This window comes from Serratia sp. Ag1 (assembly GCF_000743355.1).
Classification (GTDB): Bacteria; Pseudomonadota; Gammaproteobacteria; order Enterobacterales; family Enterobacteriaceae; genus Chania.
On record NZ_JQEI01000004.1, the window covers coordinates 21,860 to 37,815 of the forward strand.

At 54.8% G+C, this 15,956-nt stretch carries 14 protein-coding genes and 1 other RNA gene; 4 read left to right on the top strand and 11 right to left on the bottom strand.

Annotated features, from left to right (window positions below; all coding sequences use genetic code 11):
- Nucleotides 1-60: 60 nt before the first annotated feature.
- The 7 genes from gcvP to IV04_RS03350 form a co-directional block, all read right to left on the bottom strand.
- Nucleotides 61-2,940 (bottom strand): aminomethyl-transferring glycine dehydrogenase, encoded by a 2,880-nt coding sequence (gene gcvP, locus IV04_RS03320; RefSeq protein WP_037400686.1) that lies wholly within the window; start codon nucleotides 2,938-2,940, stop codon nucleotides 61-63.
- A 91-nt stretch (nucleotides 2,941-3,031) separates the two neighbouring features.
- On the bottom strand, nucleotides 3,032-3,418 hold the full coding sequence (gene gcvH / locus IV04_RS03325; RefSeq protein ID WP_037400689.1) for a glycine cleavage system protein GcvH: 387 nt from the start codon (nucleotides 3,416-3,418) through the stop codon (nucleotides 3,032-3,034).
- Between the two features lie 28 nt (nucleotides 3,419-3,446).
- A complete protein-coding gene (gcvT, locus tag IV04_RS03330; RefSeq protein WP_037400694.1) occupies nucleotides 3,447-4,544 on the bottom strand; it encodes a glycine cleavage system aminomethyltransferase GcvT in 1,098 nt (365 codons plus the stop codon).
- 537 nt (nucleotides 4,545-5,081) lie between these two features.
- Nucleotides 5,082-6,284: an FAD-dependent 2-octaprenylphenol hydroxylase gene (gene ubiI, locus IV04_RS03335; RefSeq protein ID WP_037400697.1), complete on the bottom strand. Its 1,203-nt coding sequence runs from the start codon at nucleotides 6,282-6,284 to the stop codon at nucleotides 5,082-5,084.
- Between the two features lie 44 nt (nucleotides 6,285-6,328).
- The gene (gene ubiH, locus IV04_RS03340) at nucleotides 6,329-7,507 is read right to left on the bottom strand and encodes a 2-octaprenyl-6-methoxyphenyl hydroxylase (RefSeq protein WP_037400699.1); all 1,179 of its coding nucleotides are present in this window, start codon (nucleotides 7,505-7,507) and stop codon (nucleotides 6,329-6,331) included.
- 1 nt (nucleotide 7,508) lies between these two features.
- Nucleotides 7,509-8,822, bottom strand: coding sequence for a Xaa-Pro aminopeptidase (gene pepP / locus IV04_RS03345; RefSeq protein WP_037400702.1), 1,314 nt, complete (start codon nucleotides 8,820-8,822; stop codon nucleotides 7,509-7,511).
- A gap of 54 nt (nucleotides 8,823-8,876) precedes the next feature.
- The gene (locus IV04_RS03350; RefSeq protein WP_037400705.1) at nucleotides 8,877-9,455 is read right to left on the bottom strand and encodes a YecA family protein; all 579 of its coding nucleotides are present in this window, start codon (nucleotides 9,453-9,455) and stop codon (nucleotides 8,877-8,879) included.
- Nucleotides 9,456-9,763: 308 nt separating this feature from the next.
- Here IV04_RS03350 and zapA point away from each other — a divergent pair, with 308 nt between their 5' ends.
- From zapA to IV04_RS03360, 3 genes are all read left to right on the top strand, one after another.
- The gene (zapA, locus tag IV04_RS03355) at nucleotides 9,764-10,093 is read left to right on the top strand and encodes a cell division protein ZapA (RefSeq protein WP_037400707.1); all 330 of its coding nucleotides are present in this window, start codon (nucleotides 9,764-9,766) and stop codon (nucleotides 10,091-10,093) included.
- Nucleotides 10,094-10,135: 42 nt separating this feature from the next.
- Nucleotides 10,136-10,319, top strand: a non-coding RNA gene (gene ssrS, locus IV04_RS24970) — 6S RNA.
- 36 nt (nucleotides 10,320-10,355) lie between these two features.
- Nucleotides 10,356-10,964, top strand: a complete 609-nt coding sequence (locus tag IV04_RS03360) for a 5-formyltetrahydrofolate cyclo-ligase (RefSeq protein ID WP_037400805.1) — start codon at nucleotides 10,356-10,358, stop codon at nucleotides 10,962-10,964.
- 44 nt (nucleotides 10,965-11,008) lie between these two features.
- Here IV04_RS03360 and serA read toward each other — a convergent pair whose 3' ends face one another.
- Together serA and rpiA are read right to left on the bottom strand one after the other, a co-directional pair.
- Nucleotides 11,009-12,247 carry a phosphoglycerate dehydrogenase gene (serA, locus tag IV04_RS03365; RefSeq protein ID WP_037400710.1) on the bottom strand — a complete coding sequence of 413 codons (1,239 nt, stop codon included), beginning with the start codon at nucleotides 12,245-12,247 and terminating at the stop codon, nucleotides 11,009-11,011.
- 348 nt (nucleotides 12,248-12,595) lie between these two features.
- Nucleotides 12,596-13,255 (bottom strand): ribose-5-phosphate isomerase RpiA, encoded by a 660-nt coding sequence (gene rpiA, locus IV04_RS03375; protein ID WP_037400715.1) that lies wholly within the window; start codon nucleotides 13,253-13,255, stop codon nucleotides 12,596-12,598.
- Between the two features lie 153 nt (nucleotides 13,256-13,408).
- On the opposite strand from rpiA, the gene IV04_RS03380 reads away from it, so the two are divergent.
- Nucleotides 13,409-14,302, top strand: coding sequence for a LysR family transcriptional regulator ArgP (locus tag IV04_RS03380; RefSeq protein ID WP_037400718.1), 894 nt, complete (start codon nucleotides 13,409-13,411; stop codon nucleotides 14,300-14,302).
- A 163-nt stretch (nucleotides 14,303-14,465) separates the two neighbouring features.
- Here IV04_RS03380 and IV04_RS03385 read toward each other — a convergent pair whose 3' ends face one another.
- Nucleotides 14,466-15,197: an oxidative stress defense protein gene (locus tag IV04_RS03385; protein ID WP_072010818.1), complete on the bottom strand. Its 732-nt coding sequence runs from the start codon at nucleotides 15,195-15,197 to the stop codon at nucleotides 14,466-14,468.
- A gap of 82 nt (nucleotides 15,198-15,279) precedes the next feature.
- Nucleotides 15,280-15,897, bottom strand: a complete 618-nt coding sequence (argO, locus tag IV04_RS03390; protein ID WP_037400721.1) for an arginine exporter ArgO — start codon at nucleotides 15,895-15,897, stop codon at nucleotides 15,280-15,282.
- Nucleotides 15,898-15,956 lie beyond the last annotated feature (59 nt).

The window sequence follows — 15,956 nt, forward strand, 5'->3', positions numbered from 1 at the left end:
ATTAAAAAGGGACACAGCATCATGCAGCGTCCCTCGGCTATCGCTTTGGCGAGCCCGGTGTTATTCGTATTCGCTCATTGGTACGCAAGAGCAGAACAGATTACGATCGCCATAGACGTCATCAAGGCGCTTCACGCTCGGCCAGTACTTGTTCTCACGTACGCCAGCCAGCGGGAACACCGCCAGTTCGCGGCTGTATGCATGCTGCCAGTCGCTAACCAGTTCAGCCTGAATATGCGGCGCATTGACCAGTGGGTTATCATCCAGCGGCCATTCACCTTGGTGTACACGATCGATTTCACCACGAATCGCCAGCATGGCGTCGATAAAGCGATCCAGCTCCACTTTGCTCTCCGACTCGGTCGGTTCCACCATCAGCGTGCCCGCAACCGGGAATGACATGGTCGGCGCATGGAAACCATAGTCAATCAAGCGCTTGGCGATATCCATTTCGCTGATACCGGTCTGCTCTTTCAGCGGACGAATATCCAGAATACACTCGTGCGCCACACGATGATCGCGACCGGTATACAGCACCGGATAAGCCTCTTTCAGACGAGTGGCGATGTAGTTAGCATTCAGGATCGCCACCTGGCTGGCCTGCTTCAAACCTTCTGCCCCCATCATGCGAATATACATCCAGCTAATCGGCAGGATTGAGGCGCTGCCGAACGGTGCGGCAGACACCGCACCCTGCTGCGTGGTAACGCCGTCGATCTGCACCACGCTGTGCCCTGGCACGAACGGTGCCAAATGCGCTTTGACGCCGATCGGCCCCATGCCTGGGCCGCCGCCACCGTGTGGGATACAGAACGTTTTATGCAGGTTAAGGTGTGAGACATCAGCGCCGATATAGCCCGGCGTGGTAATCCCCACCTGAGCGTTCATGTTGGCACCGTCGAGATACACCTGACCGCCGAACTGATGCACTATCTGGCACACTTCGCGAATGGTCTCTTCATACACACCGTGGGTTGACGGGTAGGTCACCATGATACAGGAGAGTTCGTCCCCGGCCTGCTCCGCCTTCATGCGCAGATCGTGCAGATCGATGTTGCCGTTCTTATCGCAGGCCACCACCACCACGCTCATACCCGCCATCTGGGCAGAAGCCGGGTTGGTGCCGTGCGCCGAACTTGGGATCAGGCAGAGATGGCGGCCTGCTTCGTTGCGGCTTTCGTGGTAACGGCGGATCGCCAGCAAACCGGCATATTCCCCTTGTGCACCAGAGTTAGGCTGCATGCATACCGCATCGTAACCGGTCAGTTGCACCAGCCATTGTGAGAGTTGACCAATCATCTGCTGGTAACCCGCCGCCTGCTCTGGCGGGCAGAACGGATGCAGTTCGGCAAATTCAGGCCAGGTAATCGGGATCATTTCCGCCGCCGCATTCAGCTTCATGGTGCAAGAACCCAGCGGGATCATAGCCTGATTCAGCGCCAAGTCTTTACGCTCCAAGCGATGCATGTAACGCATCATCTCGGTTTCGCTGTGGTAACGGTTAAACACCGGATGGGTGAGGATCGGGTCTTTACGCAGCATCGCCGCCGGGATCGACGAGCGACCGCCGCTAACTGCCGTGTCTAACGTGTCGATATCCAGGCCGTGGTTCTCCCCCACCAGCACGGCAAACAGTGCCTGGACATCTTCGCGTGAAGTGGCTTCATCCAGCGTGATGCCCACTGCGCCGTGAATATCAGTGCGTAGGTTGATACCGAAACTCAACGCACGCTCCAGCACCGCCGCTTTGTCTTTCACTTCCACGGTTAGGGTATCGAACCAGGTTTTATGGCGCAGAGACAAACCCGCCTGTTGCAGGCCAGCAGCCAGAATATCGGTCAGGCGATGGATGCGCCCGGCGATACGCTGCAGGCCCTGCGGGCCATGGTACACCGCGTACAGGCTGGCGATATTGGCCAGCAGCACCTGCGACGTACAGATATTCGAGTTAGCCTTTTCACGGCGGATATGTTGCTCACGCGTCTGCATCGCCATGCGCAGCGCGGTGTTACCGGCCGCATCGCGAGAAACACCGATGATCCGGCCCGGCATGGAGCGTTTGAATTCGTCACGGCAGGCGAAGAATGCCGCGTGTGGGCCGCCATATCCCATCGGCACCCCAAAGCGCTGCGCGGAGCCAAACACCACATCGGCGCCCTGTTTACCCGGCGCGGCCAACAGCACCAGCGCCATCATATCCGCCGCCATGCTGGTAATGATTTTGCGGTTTTTCAGCTCAGCCAGCAAGGCGCTGTAGTCATGCAATTCACCGGTAGTGCCGACCTGCTGCAGCAACACGCCGAACACGCCTTGCAGTTCCAGTACCTTCGCAGGTTGATCGACAATGACTTCAAAGCCAAAAGTTTCGGCCCGAGTGCGCACCACGTCGAGCGTTTGCGGGTGTACATCGTCAGCCACAAAGAAACGGTTAGCGTCTTTCAGCTTGCTGGCGCGTTTAGCCAGCGCCATCGCTTCTGCAGCGGCAGTCGCCTCATCCAACAATGAAGCAGAAGCCAGATCCAGCCCGGTCAAATCGAGCGTAACGGTCTGGAAGTTAAGCAGCGCCTCCAAACGCCCCTGCGACACCTCTGGCTGATAAGGTGTGTAAGCGGTGTACCAACCCGGGTTTTCCAGCATATTACGCAGGATCACTGGCGGCGTCAGCACCGCGCTGTAGCCCATACCGATATAGGATTTGTAGCACTGATTCTGGGCAGCAATCGCCTTCAACTCGGCCAATGCCTGATGTTCAGTGACCGCATCACCCACAGGTGGTGGCCCAGGCAGTTGAATGTCTGCTGGCACGATCTGTTCAATGAGCGCGTTGAGTGAACGAGCCCCCACGGCTGCCAGCATCTGCTGTTGTTGCTGCGCAGAAGGGCCAATGTGGCGTTCAATAAACGCTTCGCTGTGTTCGAGTTGGCTGAGTGTCTGGGTCATTGCTACAAATTCCTGAATGCTTGCGGGGTACGGGATAATGCCTTAACTACAAAACGCCCCGCGATGGGTCACATGCGGGGCGTTAAAGGTGCTACTCGTCGATGGAGGCCTGGTACGCATCCGCATCGAGCAGATCGTCCAGCTCAGCTTCGTCAGAAGCCTTGATGCGGAACAGCCAACCATCACCGTACGGCTCGCTGTTGACCAGCTCCGGAGAAGCCTCCAGCTCGCCGTTAACGGCAATGATTTCACCGCTGATTGGCGCATAAATATCAGAAGCCGCCTTCACCGACTCCGCTACGGCACAATCATCACCGGCGGAAACGGTGCTACCCACTTCCGGCAGATCGACAAAGACCATATCACCCAGCAGCTCTTGCGCGTGTTCGGTGATCCCTACCACATATTCGCCGTTACCTTCGTCGCGCACCCACTCATGGGATGCGGCATATTTCAGTTCGGTTGGCACATTGCTCATTGGCCTGCTACTCCTTCAAAAATAGAAACTAGTTGATCAGTGATTTACCGGCACGCACAAAACCGGGTTTAGTCACTTTTACTGGCATTTCCCGGTTGCGAATCTGGACAACCGCATGCTCGCCGATACCGGCAGGAACACGCGCCAACGCAATACTATAGCCCAAGGTCGGTGAGAAGGAGCCGCTGGTAATCACACCTTCGTACAACTGACCGGCGGCATTGGTGAAACGCACTGGCAGCTCATTACGCAATACGCCTTTCTCCGTCATGACCAGACCGACCAACTGTTCGGTGCCCAGCTCGCGCTGCTTTTCCAGCGCCTCACGGCCAATAAACTGACGATCCTGCGGTTCCCAGGCGATAGTCCAGCCCATGTTGGCAGCCAGCGGAGAAATCCCCTCGTCCATTTCCTGGCCGTAAAGGTTCATACCCGCTTCCAGGCGCAGAGTATCGCGCGCGCCCAGCCCGGCAGGTTTGACGCCAGCAGCCAGCAGTTGCTGCCAGAAATCGACCGCACGCTCTTTTGGCAGGGCAATTTCATAGCCTGCTTCACCGGTGTAACCGGTGGTGGCAATAAACAGATCCCCGGCCTGCACGCCAAAGAAGGGCTTCATCCCTTCTACTGCCTGCTTTTGCTGTGGGGTAAACAAGGTGGCAGCACGCTCTTTAGCCTGAGGGCCCTGCACCGCGATCAACGCCAGATCGTCACGCACTGCCAGTTCAACACCGTAGGGCGCAGCATGCTGTTCGATCCAGGCCAAGTCTTTGTCGCGCGTGGCGGAGTTCACCACCAGACGGAAATAGTCTTCGGTAAAGAAGTAAACAATCAGATCGTCAATCACGCCGCCGGACGCATTCAGCATACCGCTATACAGCGCTTTACCCGATTGAGTGAGTTTGGCGACATCGTTCGCCAGCAGATAACGCAGAAATTCGTGCGTACGGGCACCGTGCAGATCCACGATGGTCATGTGGGAAACATCAAACATGCCCGCATCCTGGCGCACGTTGTGGTGCTCATCAAGCTGAGAACCGTAATGCAGTGGCATCATCCAGCCATGAAAATCGACCATGCGCGCGCCACACGCCACGTGCTGATCGTACAATGGGGTTTGCTTTGCCATCTTTTCCCTCTTTCCACTCAAATAGCCGAAGACAGGGTGTTGCTACGCAATGAGACAGGAGTGGCTCGTGGAACATTTCACGGGCCTGACTGCGCGGCACACGCTGACTGCTCAATACACCTTGCCGTGCCGGTACAACAAACCAGCATGGCGCAAACGATACCTTGGCCTTGAACTTACCACTGAACGAGCACGTTAACCATAAGTTAAAATATACTCAACCTCGTCCAAGGGCCGAAAATCCTTACGCTAATGTGTAGAGTTTTTCACTGAAAAAATGCGTTTCAATACACAAAAATCACAATTAAAGCAGTATAAAACCGAATTCATGTAACAAAAAGGCGCTCAACTGGAGAGTTTTGGCTTTCTATTGTCAGCCATAGAATTAGAAAAAGTAATGATAGAAAACAGCTGAAATTAGAATTTCTCAAATGAAGGGATAAGAAAAACCACAACGGCCAAGCGAAAAATTTTAATGCGGGGAAATAAAAGGGTAAAAGCGAAGAAGCCAGCAATTTGCTGGCTTCTGTACAGTAGTTATACCAACCACTCAGGCAAATCGTTCAGCCCCATCGCCTGGCGCACCAGTTTGGGCTTCACGCCCGGCAGGCTGTCTGCCAAGCGCAGGCCAACATCGCGCAGCAGTTTTTTGGCCGGGTTATTGCCAGCAAACAGCTCGCGGAACCCTTGCATACTGGCCAACATCACTGCAGCACCATGCTTGCGACGGCGTTCATAACGGCGCAGATACAAATGTTGGCCGATATCTTTGCCCTGACGTTGCAAGCGTTTCAGTTCGGATATCAGTTCGGCAGCATCCATAAAGCCCAGATTCACCCCTTGCCCGGCCAACGGATGCACGGTGTGGGCCGCATCCCCCACCAACGCCAAGCGATGGGCAGCAAAACTACGGGCATAACGCCCGGTGAGCGGGAAGGTCAGGCGTTCACTTTCCAGCACACAGTTGCCCAAGCGCATATCAAAGGCCATGGCGAGTTCGCGGTTAAAAGCTGCGGCTTCAAGCTGCTTTAACCGTTCCGCTGCTTCCGGGACCACTGACCAGACGATAGAACTCAGATGCGGATCGCTAAAAGGCAGGAAGGCCAGAATACCATCACCGTGGAAAACCTGACGCGCGGTAGCCAAGTGGGGCTCTTCGGTGCGGATAGTGGCGACTAGCGCGCTGTGACGATAGTCCCAGAACGTCAGCGGAATATCGGCCTGCTGGCGTAGCCAGGAATTGGCACCGTCGGCCCCAACCAGCAACCGAGCGGTCAGCATACGGCCATCTTCCAACGTGACAAAAGCATCGTTCTCACCCCAGGCCACCTGTTTCAGCGCCGCAGGGGCAATGAGAGTGACGTCGGCCAGCGTTTGCGCCTTTTTCCATAGCGCCTGCTGAATCACGTCATTTTCAATGATATGACCCAAATGGTTGAAGCCGCATTCATCGCCGCGAAAGGCGATCTTGCCGAAGCTGTCTCGATCCCACACTTCCATGGCGTTATACGCGCTGGCGCGCAGGTTGAGGATCTCATCCCACACGCCAATCTGTTGCAGCAGACGCTCGCTGGCGGCGTTAATGGCGGAGACGCGCAGCGCCGGTTGTGCCTGCAGCGGCGATACTTCCGGCTGCCGCTGCTCCAACACCGCCACGCGCAGGCCACTGCCCTGCAAACCGCAGGCTAATGCCAACCCCACCATACCGCCACCGGCGATAATCACATCAAATGATTGCATGCTGCTTTAATTCCTTAAATTAGCGGACATCCCAAAAGGGATATTTAACGCTCAACCCAGCCCAAAGTACGTTTGGCAAAAGCGTCACGCATGGCCGGTAACTGTTCCATTGCCATCAGCCCCAGATTACGCCCGGCCACCAGCGGTGCATAATTATTGGCAAACAGCCGGATCAAGCCGTCGGTCACGCCAACCGTTGCCTGCTGATCCTGCTGCCGCCGTTGCTGGTAACGGCTCAACACCGCATAAGCCCCCAGATCTTCACCGGCCCGTGCCGCGTCTGCCAGCGTTTCAGCTAACGACATCACATCACGCAGGCCCAAATTGAAGCCCTGCCCGGCGATCGGGTGCAGCGTCTGCGCGGCATTCCCCACCAACGCCAAACGATGGCTGACATGCTGATTAGCCATCAGCAGGCTGAGAGGATAACTGTGGCGCTGACCCGCTTTCAGCATTTTGCCCAACCGCCAGCCAAACGCCTGCTGCAATTCAGCGAGAAAACGCGCGTCATCCCAGCTATCCACCTGTGCCCGATCTTCTCTGGCGTGACACCACACCAGCGAGCTACGCCCCTGCGACATCGGTAACAGCGCCAGTGGCCCGTAACGGGTAAAGCGCTCAAAGGCTCGCCCCAGTGGGGCTTGCGAGGTAGTGACGTTAGCGATGGTCGCAAACTGCGGGTAATCAGATTGCTGCCACTGTACATGGCAGGCCTGCGCCAATGCCGAGCGTGAACCATCCGCCGCCACCAGCAGTTGCCCGCTTAAGCGCCGCCCGTTGTCCAACTGCACTTCAGCCTGATCCTCAGTACGCAACACATCGACCACTTTGGCCGGGCAATGCAACGTAACGCCCGGCGCTTTCGCCAACAGCGTAAACAGCCGCTGACCGGCGTCATGCAGCTCAATCACCTGCCCCAAGGCATCAACCCGATAGTCCTGCGCGCGCAGATTCACAAACCCGGCATGACCGCGATCGCTGACATGTACATGGGTGATCGCCGTGGCGCAGTCGCGCAGCGCAGGCCAGATGCCAATGCGCGCTAACTGCTGGCAGGTTCCCTGTGCCAAAGCGATAGCTCGAGCATCGAAACCGGGGTGGGTACGATCGTCGGGCCGAGTGGCCTCAACCAGATCCACCGCCACCTTGCCCTGAGTCAGGGATGAGATCGCCAACGCCAGCGTTGCACCCGCCATCCCGCCGCCAACAATGATGATGCTCATACTATCTGGCCGCCGCCATCAGAGCTTCGATCGCGTCAGGATCCTTCACCACGCTGGCAGTCAGGTTTTCATTGCCGTCTTTGGTAATCAGGATGTCATCTTCAATACGGATACCAATGCCACGGTATTCTGGTGGTACGTCGGCATCCGGCGCGATATACAGACCAGGTTCGATGGTCAGCACCATGCCCGGCTCCAGAATACGATCGCGGCTTGGGGAGCCGTAATGACCAACGTCATGCACATCCAGCCCCAGCCAATGGCTCAAACCATGCATAAAGAACGGGCGATGCGCCTGTTCAGCAAACAAGTGATCCACTTCACCTTTTAACACGCCCAGTTCAACCAGACCGGTGATCATGATACGCACTACCTGATCGTTCACCTCGCGGATGCTGACCCCCGGTTTAAACATCTCCAAACCACGGTTGATCGATGCCAACACAATGTCATATACCGCACGCTGCGGTTTGCTGAACTTACCGTTTACCGGGAAAGTACGGGTGATATCACCGGCATAGCCGCGATATTCACACCCCGCGTCGATCAGCACCAGATCGCCGTCGCGCATTTGGCATTCGTTCTCGGTGTAGTGCAGGATGCAACCATTCTCACCGCTACCAACGATGGTGTTATAAGAAGGGTAGCGTGCGCCGAGGCGGCCAAATTCGTGTAGGATTTCTGCTTCCAGTTGGTATTCGAACATCCCAGGGCGACATTTCTCCATCGCTCGGGTATGAGCCAGCGCGCTGATCTCTCCGGCGCGGCGCATGATCGCCACTTCTTCCGGCGATTTGAACAGGCGCATTTCATGCAGCCATGGGCGATAGTCGGTCATGCTCGCCGGGGCTTGCAGGTTCTGGCGAAAGCCCTTGCGTAATTTATCCAGCGCAGCGAACAGGATTTCATCCGCATAAGCATATTGCCCCTGCGCGTGGTACACCACGTCCAGACCATTGAGCAACAGGTGCAACTGGTCATTGATCTCATTGAATGCCAAGGCGCGATCCACTCCCAGCTTAGCTGGCGCGGCCTCTTGCCCTAAACGGCGACCAAACCAGATTTCTGCCGTCAGATCGCGTACCCGGTTGAACAAGACGCTGTGGTTATGGGTTTCATCGCTTTTTACCAGAATCAGCGCAGCTTCCGGTTCGTTAAAACCGGTCAGATACCAGAAATCGCTATTCTGGCGATAGGGGTATTCAGAATCCGCACTGCGTGTCGCTTCTGGGGCGGCGAAAATAACCGCTGCGCTGCCCGGAGCCATCTTCGCCAACAACGCCTGACGGCGGTTGTGAAATTCCTGCTGAGTCATCACCTTCTCCTGAAATCGCTTTACCTGTGCGCTGCAGCTACGCAGAACCGGCAATCAATGTAATGTTGGTTTGTGAACTTCCGGTGCCGTCGGTTTGTGACGGGTAAACTCGGTATGGCAGAGGATCGCGACAACGCGCACATACTCAGCCACTTCCTCCAGCGATTGCTCCAGTTCTTCCTGGTCTTCGTCTTCGTCGTAGCCCAATTGAGCTATGTTGCGCAGATCGTCGATCGCTTCACCCACTTCGTCTTTTACCTGCGCCAGTTTTGGCTGCATCATCCCCAGCCCCAGCAGAAAGTGGTTCACCCATCCCGCCAGCGCATCGGCCCGATCAAAAACGCTGACCGTATCACCTTCCGGCAACAGCAACTGGAACATAAATTCGTCGTCTTCCAGCGTATCGCGCGTCGCTTCATGCAACTGTTGCAATGGCCCCCCCAACGCCTGTGGAAAAGCCACACCTTCGTTGGTCAGTTCAAAAACCAGCGTGCGCCAACTGGCGTCACGGTTGCCACCGCACAGCAGGCCGCTGATCAGGCCGTGCATTTCTGCCGCGGTTAAAGCTACCGCCTGCTGATTGAGGGCAACGGTCAAAGATTGGTAACTTGGAAATGTATTCTGTATGGACATGCGCATTCGTCGTCGTTGGCAGGATAAGTTCGTGTTATGCTACCACCAAGGTCCGTCGCTATACCAGTTGAGCGCACTATCTCAGTGGCGTGTTATAGTCAGAGCGCCTGGGTATTTTCACCGGATAGAATTGCGGTAAGTGTGCATTTTGAAACCCTTTTTTGTCTGGTAATCTTGGCCGCTGTCGATTAAAACCGGTACTGAAAAAGTGTTGTATCTTGGTACCGAGGTATATATAGTGGCGCCCGCTTTGAGTGGCACAGCACAAGCTGGCCGGAGCTGGCGCGAAATTTAGGCAGGAAGGTGGCATGTCTGCACAACCGGTAGATATTCAGATTTTTGGCCGTTCATTAAGAGTCAATTGCCCGCCAGAACAACAAGATGCGTTGAACATGGCAGCAGAAGATCTTAACCAGCGGTTGCAAGATCTTAAAGTTCGCACTAGAGTCACAAATACAGAACAACTCGTTTTCATCGCAGCATTGAACGTCTGTCACGAACTTGCTCAAGAACGCTTGAAAACGCGTGATTATGCGGCCAATATGGAACAACGAATTCGTATGCTGCAACAGACCATTGAACAGGCATTGCTTGAACAGGGTCGCATCACTGAACGTCAGGATGCACAATTCGAATAACTTAAGTTGCTGAAATGTTGTCTTTCGGCAATGGGTAAAAAAATTTCTCTGAGATGTTTGCCAGCGGGCCAGTCCCCTGAGCCGATATTTAGTACTAACAGAATGTGATGACTCGTGATCGGTGAGCATGCTCGGCCCGTCCGAGAAGCCTTAAGATTGCGACATCATGTTCACCTTGAACCATGGGTTCAAGGGTTACAGCCTGCGACGGCATCTCGGAGATTCCCCCTTCACTCGTGGTTTACCACGCAAGTTCGTCGATATGTCTTTTCAACCTCGATTCGATCAACAACGCCAAGCGATCCGCAATGAAATCCGCCAGCGGCGACGTGCCCTGACGCCCGCGCAGCAGCATAATTTTGCGTTGCAGGTGGCTACACGCCTGGTACAGCATGCGCGTATTCAGGCCGCACAGCGTATTGCAGTATTTCTCTCCTTTGATGGTGAACTGGATACCCGCCCGCTGATTGAGCAGCTATGGCAACTGGGCAAGCAGGTTTACCTGCCAGTATTGCACCCGTTTAACCCCGGTTACTTGCTGTTCTTGCGCTACACCCCCGCAACAGAGTTGGTGAGCAATCGCTTCAATATTCTGGAACCTGCATTGGATGTGCGCTGTGTGTTACCGGTGTTGCAGTTAGATGTCGTTCTGACACCGCTGGTGGCGTTTGATGCTGTAGGCCAGCGACTGGGGATGGGCGGTGGTTTTTACGATCGCACCTTACAAAACTGGCAGCAGAGTGGCCCCTACCCGCTAGGGTTGGCACATGATTGCCAGCAGGTGGAAAGATTACCGGTGGAACACTGGGATATCCCGCTGCCGGAAATCATTACGCCTTCGCAACAGTGGGCATGGCCAACGGCAGAATAGCAAAGGCCGGTTTTCACCGGCCTTGGATTCAAGCACAATCGTTATCAGAACAGCAGGCGCGTACGAATGGTGCCTTCGATCGCTTTCATCCGTTGCAACGCCGCTTCAGCACGCTCGGTTTCTGCTTCGACATCAATAACCACATAGCCGATTTCCGCACCGGTCTGCAGATACTGCGCCGCAATGTTCACACCCTCTTCCGCGAAGATCTGGTTAATCTGCGTCAGGATGCCTGGGCGGTTTTCATGGATGTGCAGCAAACGGCTCGAGTTTGGGCCATGCGTCGGCAGTGAAACTTCTGGGAAGTTAACCGCAGACAGCGTAGAACCGTTGTCAGAGTATTTCGCCAGTTTCCCGGCCACTTCATCACCGATGTTCTCCTGCGCTTCCTGGGTTGAACCGCCGATGTGCGGCGTCAGCAGCACGTTGTCGAACTCGCACAGTGGCGAATTGAACGGATCGCTGTTGGTTGCAGGTTCTTCTGGGAAGACGTCGATCGCCGCCCCTGAAAGATGATTGCTCGCCAGCGCGTTGCAGAGCGCAGGGATATCCACTACGGTGCCACGTGAGGCGTTGATCAAAATCGCCCCTGGCTTCATCAGTGCTAACTCTTCAGCGCCGATCATGTCTTTGGTAGACAGCGTTTCCGGCACATGCAGCGTTACCACATCGCTCATATTGAGCAGATCGGATAAGTGGCGTACCTGCTGAGCGTTACCCAGCGGCAATTTATTCTCGATATCATAGAAGAACACCTTCATACCCAGGCCTTCCGCCAGAATACCGAGCTGAGTACCGATATGGCCGTAGCCGATGATCCCCAGTTTCTTGCCACGCGCTTCATACGAACCCACGGCCAGTTTTTGCCACTGGCCACGGTGCGCCTTGGCGTTAGCCATTGGGATACCGCGCAACATCAGCAACAGCTCACCCAACACCATTTCAGCAACGGAGCGAGTATTGGAGAATGGGGCGTTAAACACCGGGATACCGCGTTTGGTCGCCGCTTTCAAATCAACCTGATTGGTGCCGATACAGAAACAACCCACTGCAACCAGCTTCTCTGCAGCAGCGAAAACTTCTTCGGTCAGATTGGTGCGTGAACGGATACCGATGAAGTGCGCATCGCGGATCGATGCCTTAAGCGCTTCGGTGTCTAACGCACCTTTGTGATATTCAATGTTGGTATACCCTGCAGCGCGCAGGCTATCTACCGTGCTTTGATGAACCCCTTCCACCAACAGAAATTTAATCCTGTCTTTCTCCAATGATACTTTTGCCATTTACCCGACCCTATATTCAGACCTCAGAAACCACTGCTATACCCTTCATACTTCGAGTTGCCCGGGCATAAAAAACAGTACATCCCCCCAACATAACAAAAATAACGCGCCCGGCAATACAAACGATTGCCCGCCGATCAGCACAAGGCTCATTGATGCGGCAGGTTTCTGGTGGAAGATGCCAGAGCGAAAGAGTTTGGCAGGAACTTAATGGAGGTTATGAGTATAACGTGATATATATCACTAAATTTAGCGGTTTTGAGATAAGATATTTTTTAGCCAAAAATCTCAAGAAACAGGAAAACGGCAAACTATCAGGGCGCAATCCACTGCGCCCTGACGACTACGTTATTTGAGCACTTTTTTAACGCCATCCGGCGTACCGACCAGCGCAACATCCGCGCCACGGTTGGCAAACAGACCGACAGTCACCACACCCGCGATGCCATTGATCGTATTTTCCAGCGCCACCGCATCAAGAATGTTCAGGTTATGCACATCCAGGATCACGTTGCCATTGTCGGTCAGCACGTTCTGGCGATATTCCGGCAAACCGCCCAGCTTCACCAGTTCACGTGCCACGTAAGAACGCGCCATCGGGATCACTTCCACTGGCAATGGGAACTTGCCCAACACATCAACCTGTTTGGTTGAATCGACGATGCAGATAAACTTGCGGGCAATCGCGGCAATGATTTTCTCGCGGGTCAAGGCTGCACCACCGCCTTTGATCATCTGCATATGGCCGTTGATCTCATCTGCGCCATCAACATAGATATCCAGCGAATCCACTTCGTTGCTGTCGAAAACGTGGATCCCCAGGCTTTTCAACTTGGCGGTAGAAGCGTCGGAGCTGGATACCGCACCTTCGATCTGGTTTTTGATCGAGCCAAGTGCGTCGATAAAATGAGCCGCTGTGGAGCCAGTGCCAACCCCCACAATAGTGCCTGGTTTCACATATTCCAGCGCCGCCCAGCCTACCGCTTTTTTCAGTTCATCCTGAGTCATGATGTGTTCATTGCCTATGTGCGAAAACGTGGGCGTATTATAGGGTAAATCGCCATTTGACACTCAGGCATGATCACACTTATTTCACCCGAGAAAGCGTAAAAATGTGGCATAGTGCCGATATCAATTTATTTTTATAGGGATATATCTCCGATGAAACGCCCAGACTATCGAACGCTACAAGCGCTGGACGCGGTGATCCGTGAGCGTGGTTTTGAACGCGCGGCACAAAAACTGTGTATCACCCAATCGGCTGTATCCCAACGCATCAAACAGTTGGAAAACCTGTTCGGCCAACCGCTGTTAGTGCGTACCGTGCCGCCGCGCCCGACAGAACAAGGGCAGAAATTGCTGGCATTACTGCACCAGGTTGAACTGCTGGAAGAAGAGTGGCTGGGGAATGATAACGGGGTCGACACGCCGCTGCTGCTGTCGCTGGCGGTTAACGCCGATAGCCTGGCAACCTGGCTGTTACCGGCGCTAAAACCAGTGCTGACCGACTCACCGATCCGCCTGAATCTGCAAGTTGAAGACGAAACCCGCACTCAGGAACGCCTGCGCCGGGGTGAAGTAGTGGGCGCGGTGAGTATCCAACCGCAGCCGCTGCCGAGTTGCCTGGTGGATCAGTTAGGGGCGCTGGATTATCTGTTTGTCGCTTCCAAGGGCTTTGCCGAGCGCTATTTCCCCAATGGCGTTACCCGCTCCGCCCTGCTGAAAGCTCCGGCGGTGGCGTTTGATCACCTTGACGACATGCACCAGGCATTTTTGCAGCAAAACTTCGATCTTTCCCCGGGCAGTGTGCCCTGTCATATCGTTAACTCTTCAGAAGCTTTTGTGCAATTGGCACGGCAAGGCACCACCTGCTGTATGATCCCGCATCTGCAGATTGAAAGAGAATTGGCTTCAGGGGAGTTGATCGATCTGACGCCGGGCCTGTTCCAGCGGCGCATGCTGTTCTGGCACCGTTTCGCGCCAGAAAGCCGCATGATGCGCAAGGTGACCGACGCATTACTAGCGCATGGGCATCAGGTGTTAAGGCAAGATTAATAGAGTATATACCCTAAATAATTCGAGTTGCTTGTAGGCAGCAACTGAGCGAAGCCCCAGGAGTTTACTCAAGTAAGTGACTGGGGTGAGTGAGGGAAGCCAACACCCAAGCAACTTGAAGTATGACGGGTATGGGGCGCAATAACCGCGCCCTGCTCGTGATTCACTGCGCCGCGTTACGCTGCAATTCAAAAACGACATCGACCTGATCGTCAAAGCGTATGCTTTGCTGCTGATAGGTTTGTGCCACATCGTTTTCCGGTGCGGCAGCGGCCATTTTGAACATACGCGGTTCCGGCATCGGCTGAGTATTAGCCACGTGATAACGGATGCTGTAAACCGGCCCTAACGTCACTTTAAAGCCCTTCGCCAGTGAAGCCGCCTGCTGGGTAGCGTTTTCTATCGCTTTCTGGCGGGCTTGCTCACGATAAGCCTCCGGGTTGGCCACACCCAGTTCAACCGAGCGGATCTCATTGAGGCCAGACTTCAACGCGCCGTCCAACAGCTCGTTCAGCTTATCCAACTGACGCAACGTCACCTGTACCTGACGCACCGCACGATAACCTTTCAGCACCGACTCACCGGTTTTCAGATAATCATATTCCGGCTGCGTGCGCAGATTGGCGGCATTGATATCTTTCTTTTCAATACCGCTTTTTTGCAGGAAATCGAAATATTGCGCGACACGCTCGTCGACCTGCTTTTTCGCTTCAGCGGCGTCTTTAGAGGACACGCTGACTTCGATCGCCAGCGTAGCGATATCCGGGGTGGCGTCCACGCTGGCGCTACCGGAAGTCACTACGTGCGGCCCTTCGGGTAATTCCGCCGCCTGCAGCGCCAGAGGTAATGCCCCAAATCCAATCATTGCGGCCATGGCCAATGCTTTCAGCTTCACAGTGTCTCCTTAAAATGGTTCGTTACTGAGCCTAAAATCTAACATATCTGGCGGTACTTTAAATTCGGATTAGTGACAAATTCTACAAACTTGCGCTATTCCAGGCTAATTGTATTGCGATAGCCCACATCACCAGCCCGACCAGAACGTTGATAATCCTCTGCGCCAGTTGAGTTTGCAACCACGGAGCCAACCAGGAAGCCAGCAAAGCCAAAGCGAAAAACCAGACGATCGACGCACTGGCTGCGCCCAAGGCAAACCAGGAGCGGATCTCCGGAGCCAGTTGGCTGCCGAGACTGCCGAGCACCACAAAGGTATCAAGATAAACATGTGGGTTCAGCCAGGTTACCGCCAACATAGTAACCACGATGCGCCAGCGGCTTTGGTTCATCTCTTTGGCCGTCGCCAGTGCCAGATGCTGGCTGAACGCGGTGCGGAAGGCTCCCCAACCATACCACAGCAGAAACGCCACTCCCCCCCAGGTGACCAACTGCAACAACAGCGGCGAACGGCTCAGCAAAGCGCTACCACCGAAAATACCGCCACAAATCAGAGCGATATCGCTCAAGGCGCACAGCGAGGCGATCATCAGATGATACTGGCGGCGGATCCCCTGGTTCATCACAAACACGTTTTGCGGCCCCAGCGGCAAGATCATCGCAGCACTCAAAGCAAAGCCTTGCAAAAAGATGGTTAACATTTTGTTTCCTCTGACTATAGAATGCTGGGCTTTTAGACCGCGTTTCGAAGGCGAGAACG

Bases quoted from the DNA above. Each gene is read 5' to 3' on its own strand.
- gcvP (WP_037400686.1), bottom strand. From the start codon at position 2,940: ATGACCCAGACACTCAGCCAACTCGAACACAGCGAAGCGTTTATTGAA.
- gcvT (WP_037400694.1), bottom strand. From the start codon at position 4,544: ATGGCAAAGCAAACCCCATTGTACGATCAGCACGTGGCGTGTGGCGCG.
- zapA (WP_037400707.1), top strand. From the start codon at position 9,764: ATGTCTGCACAACCGGTAGATATTCAGATTTTTGGCCGTTCATTAAGA.
- ubiI (WP_037400697.1), bottom strand. From the start codon at position 6,284: ATGCAATCATTTGATGTGATTATCGCCGGTGGCGGTATGGTGGGGTTG.
- serA (WP_037400710.1), bottom strand. From the start codon at position 12,247: ATGGCAAAAGTATCATTGGAGAAAGACAGGATTAAATTTCTGTTGGTG.
- IV04_RS03350 (WP_037400705.1), bottom strand. From the start codon at position 9,455: ATGTCCATACAGAATACATTTCCAAGTTACCAATCTTTGACCGTTGCC.
- IV04_RS03360 (WP_037400805.1), top strand. From the start codon at position 10,356: ATGTCTTTTCAACCTCGATTCGATCAACAACGCCAAGCGATCCGCAAT.
- IV04_RS03380 (WP_037400718.1), top strand. From the start codon at position 13,409: ATGAAACGCCCAGACTATCGAACGCTACAAGCGCTGGACGCGGTGATC.
- pepP (WP_037400702.1), bottom strand. From the start codon at position 8,822: ATGACTCAGCAGGAATTTCACAACCGCCGTCAGGCGTTGTTGGCGAAG.
- rpiA (WP_037400715.1), bottom strand. From the start codon at position 13,255: ATGACTCAGGATGAACTGAAAAAAGCGGTAGGCTGGGCGGCGCTGGAA.
- gcvH (WP_037400689.1), bottom strand. From the start codon at position 3,418: ATGAGCAATGTGCCAACCGAACTGAAATATGCCGCATCCCATGAGTGG.
- ubiH (WP_037400699.1), bottom strand. From the start codon at position 7,507: ATGAGCATCATCATTGTTGGCGGCGGGATGGCGGGTGCAACGCTGGCG.
- argO (WP_037400721.1), bottom strand. From the start codon at position 15,897: ATGTTAACCATCTTTTTGCAAGGCTTTGCTTTGAGTGCTGCGATGATC.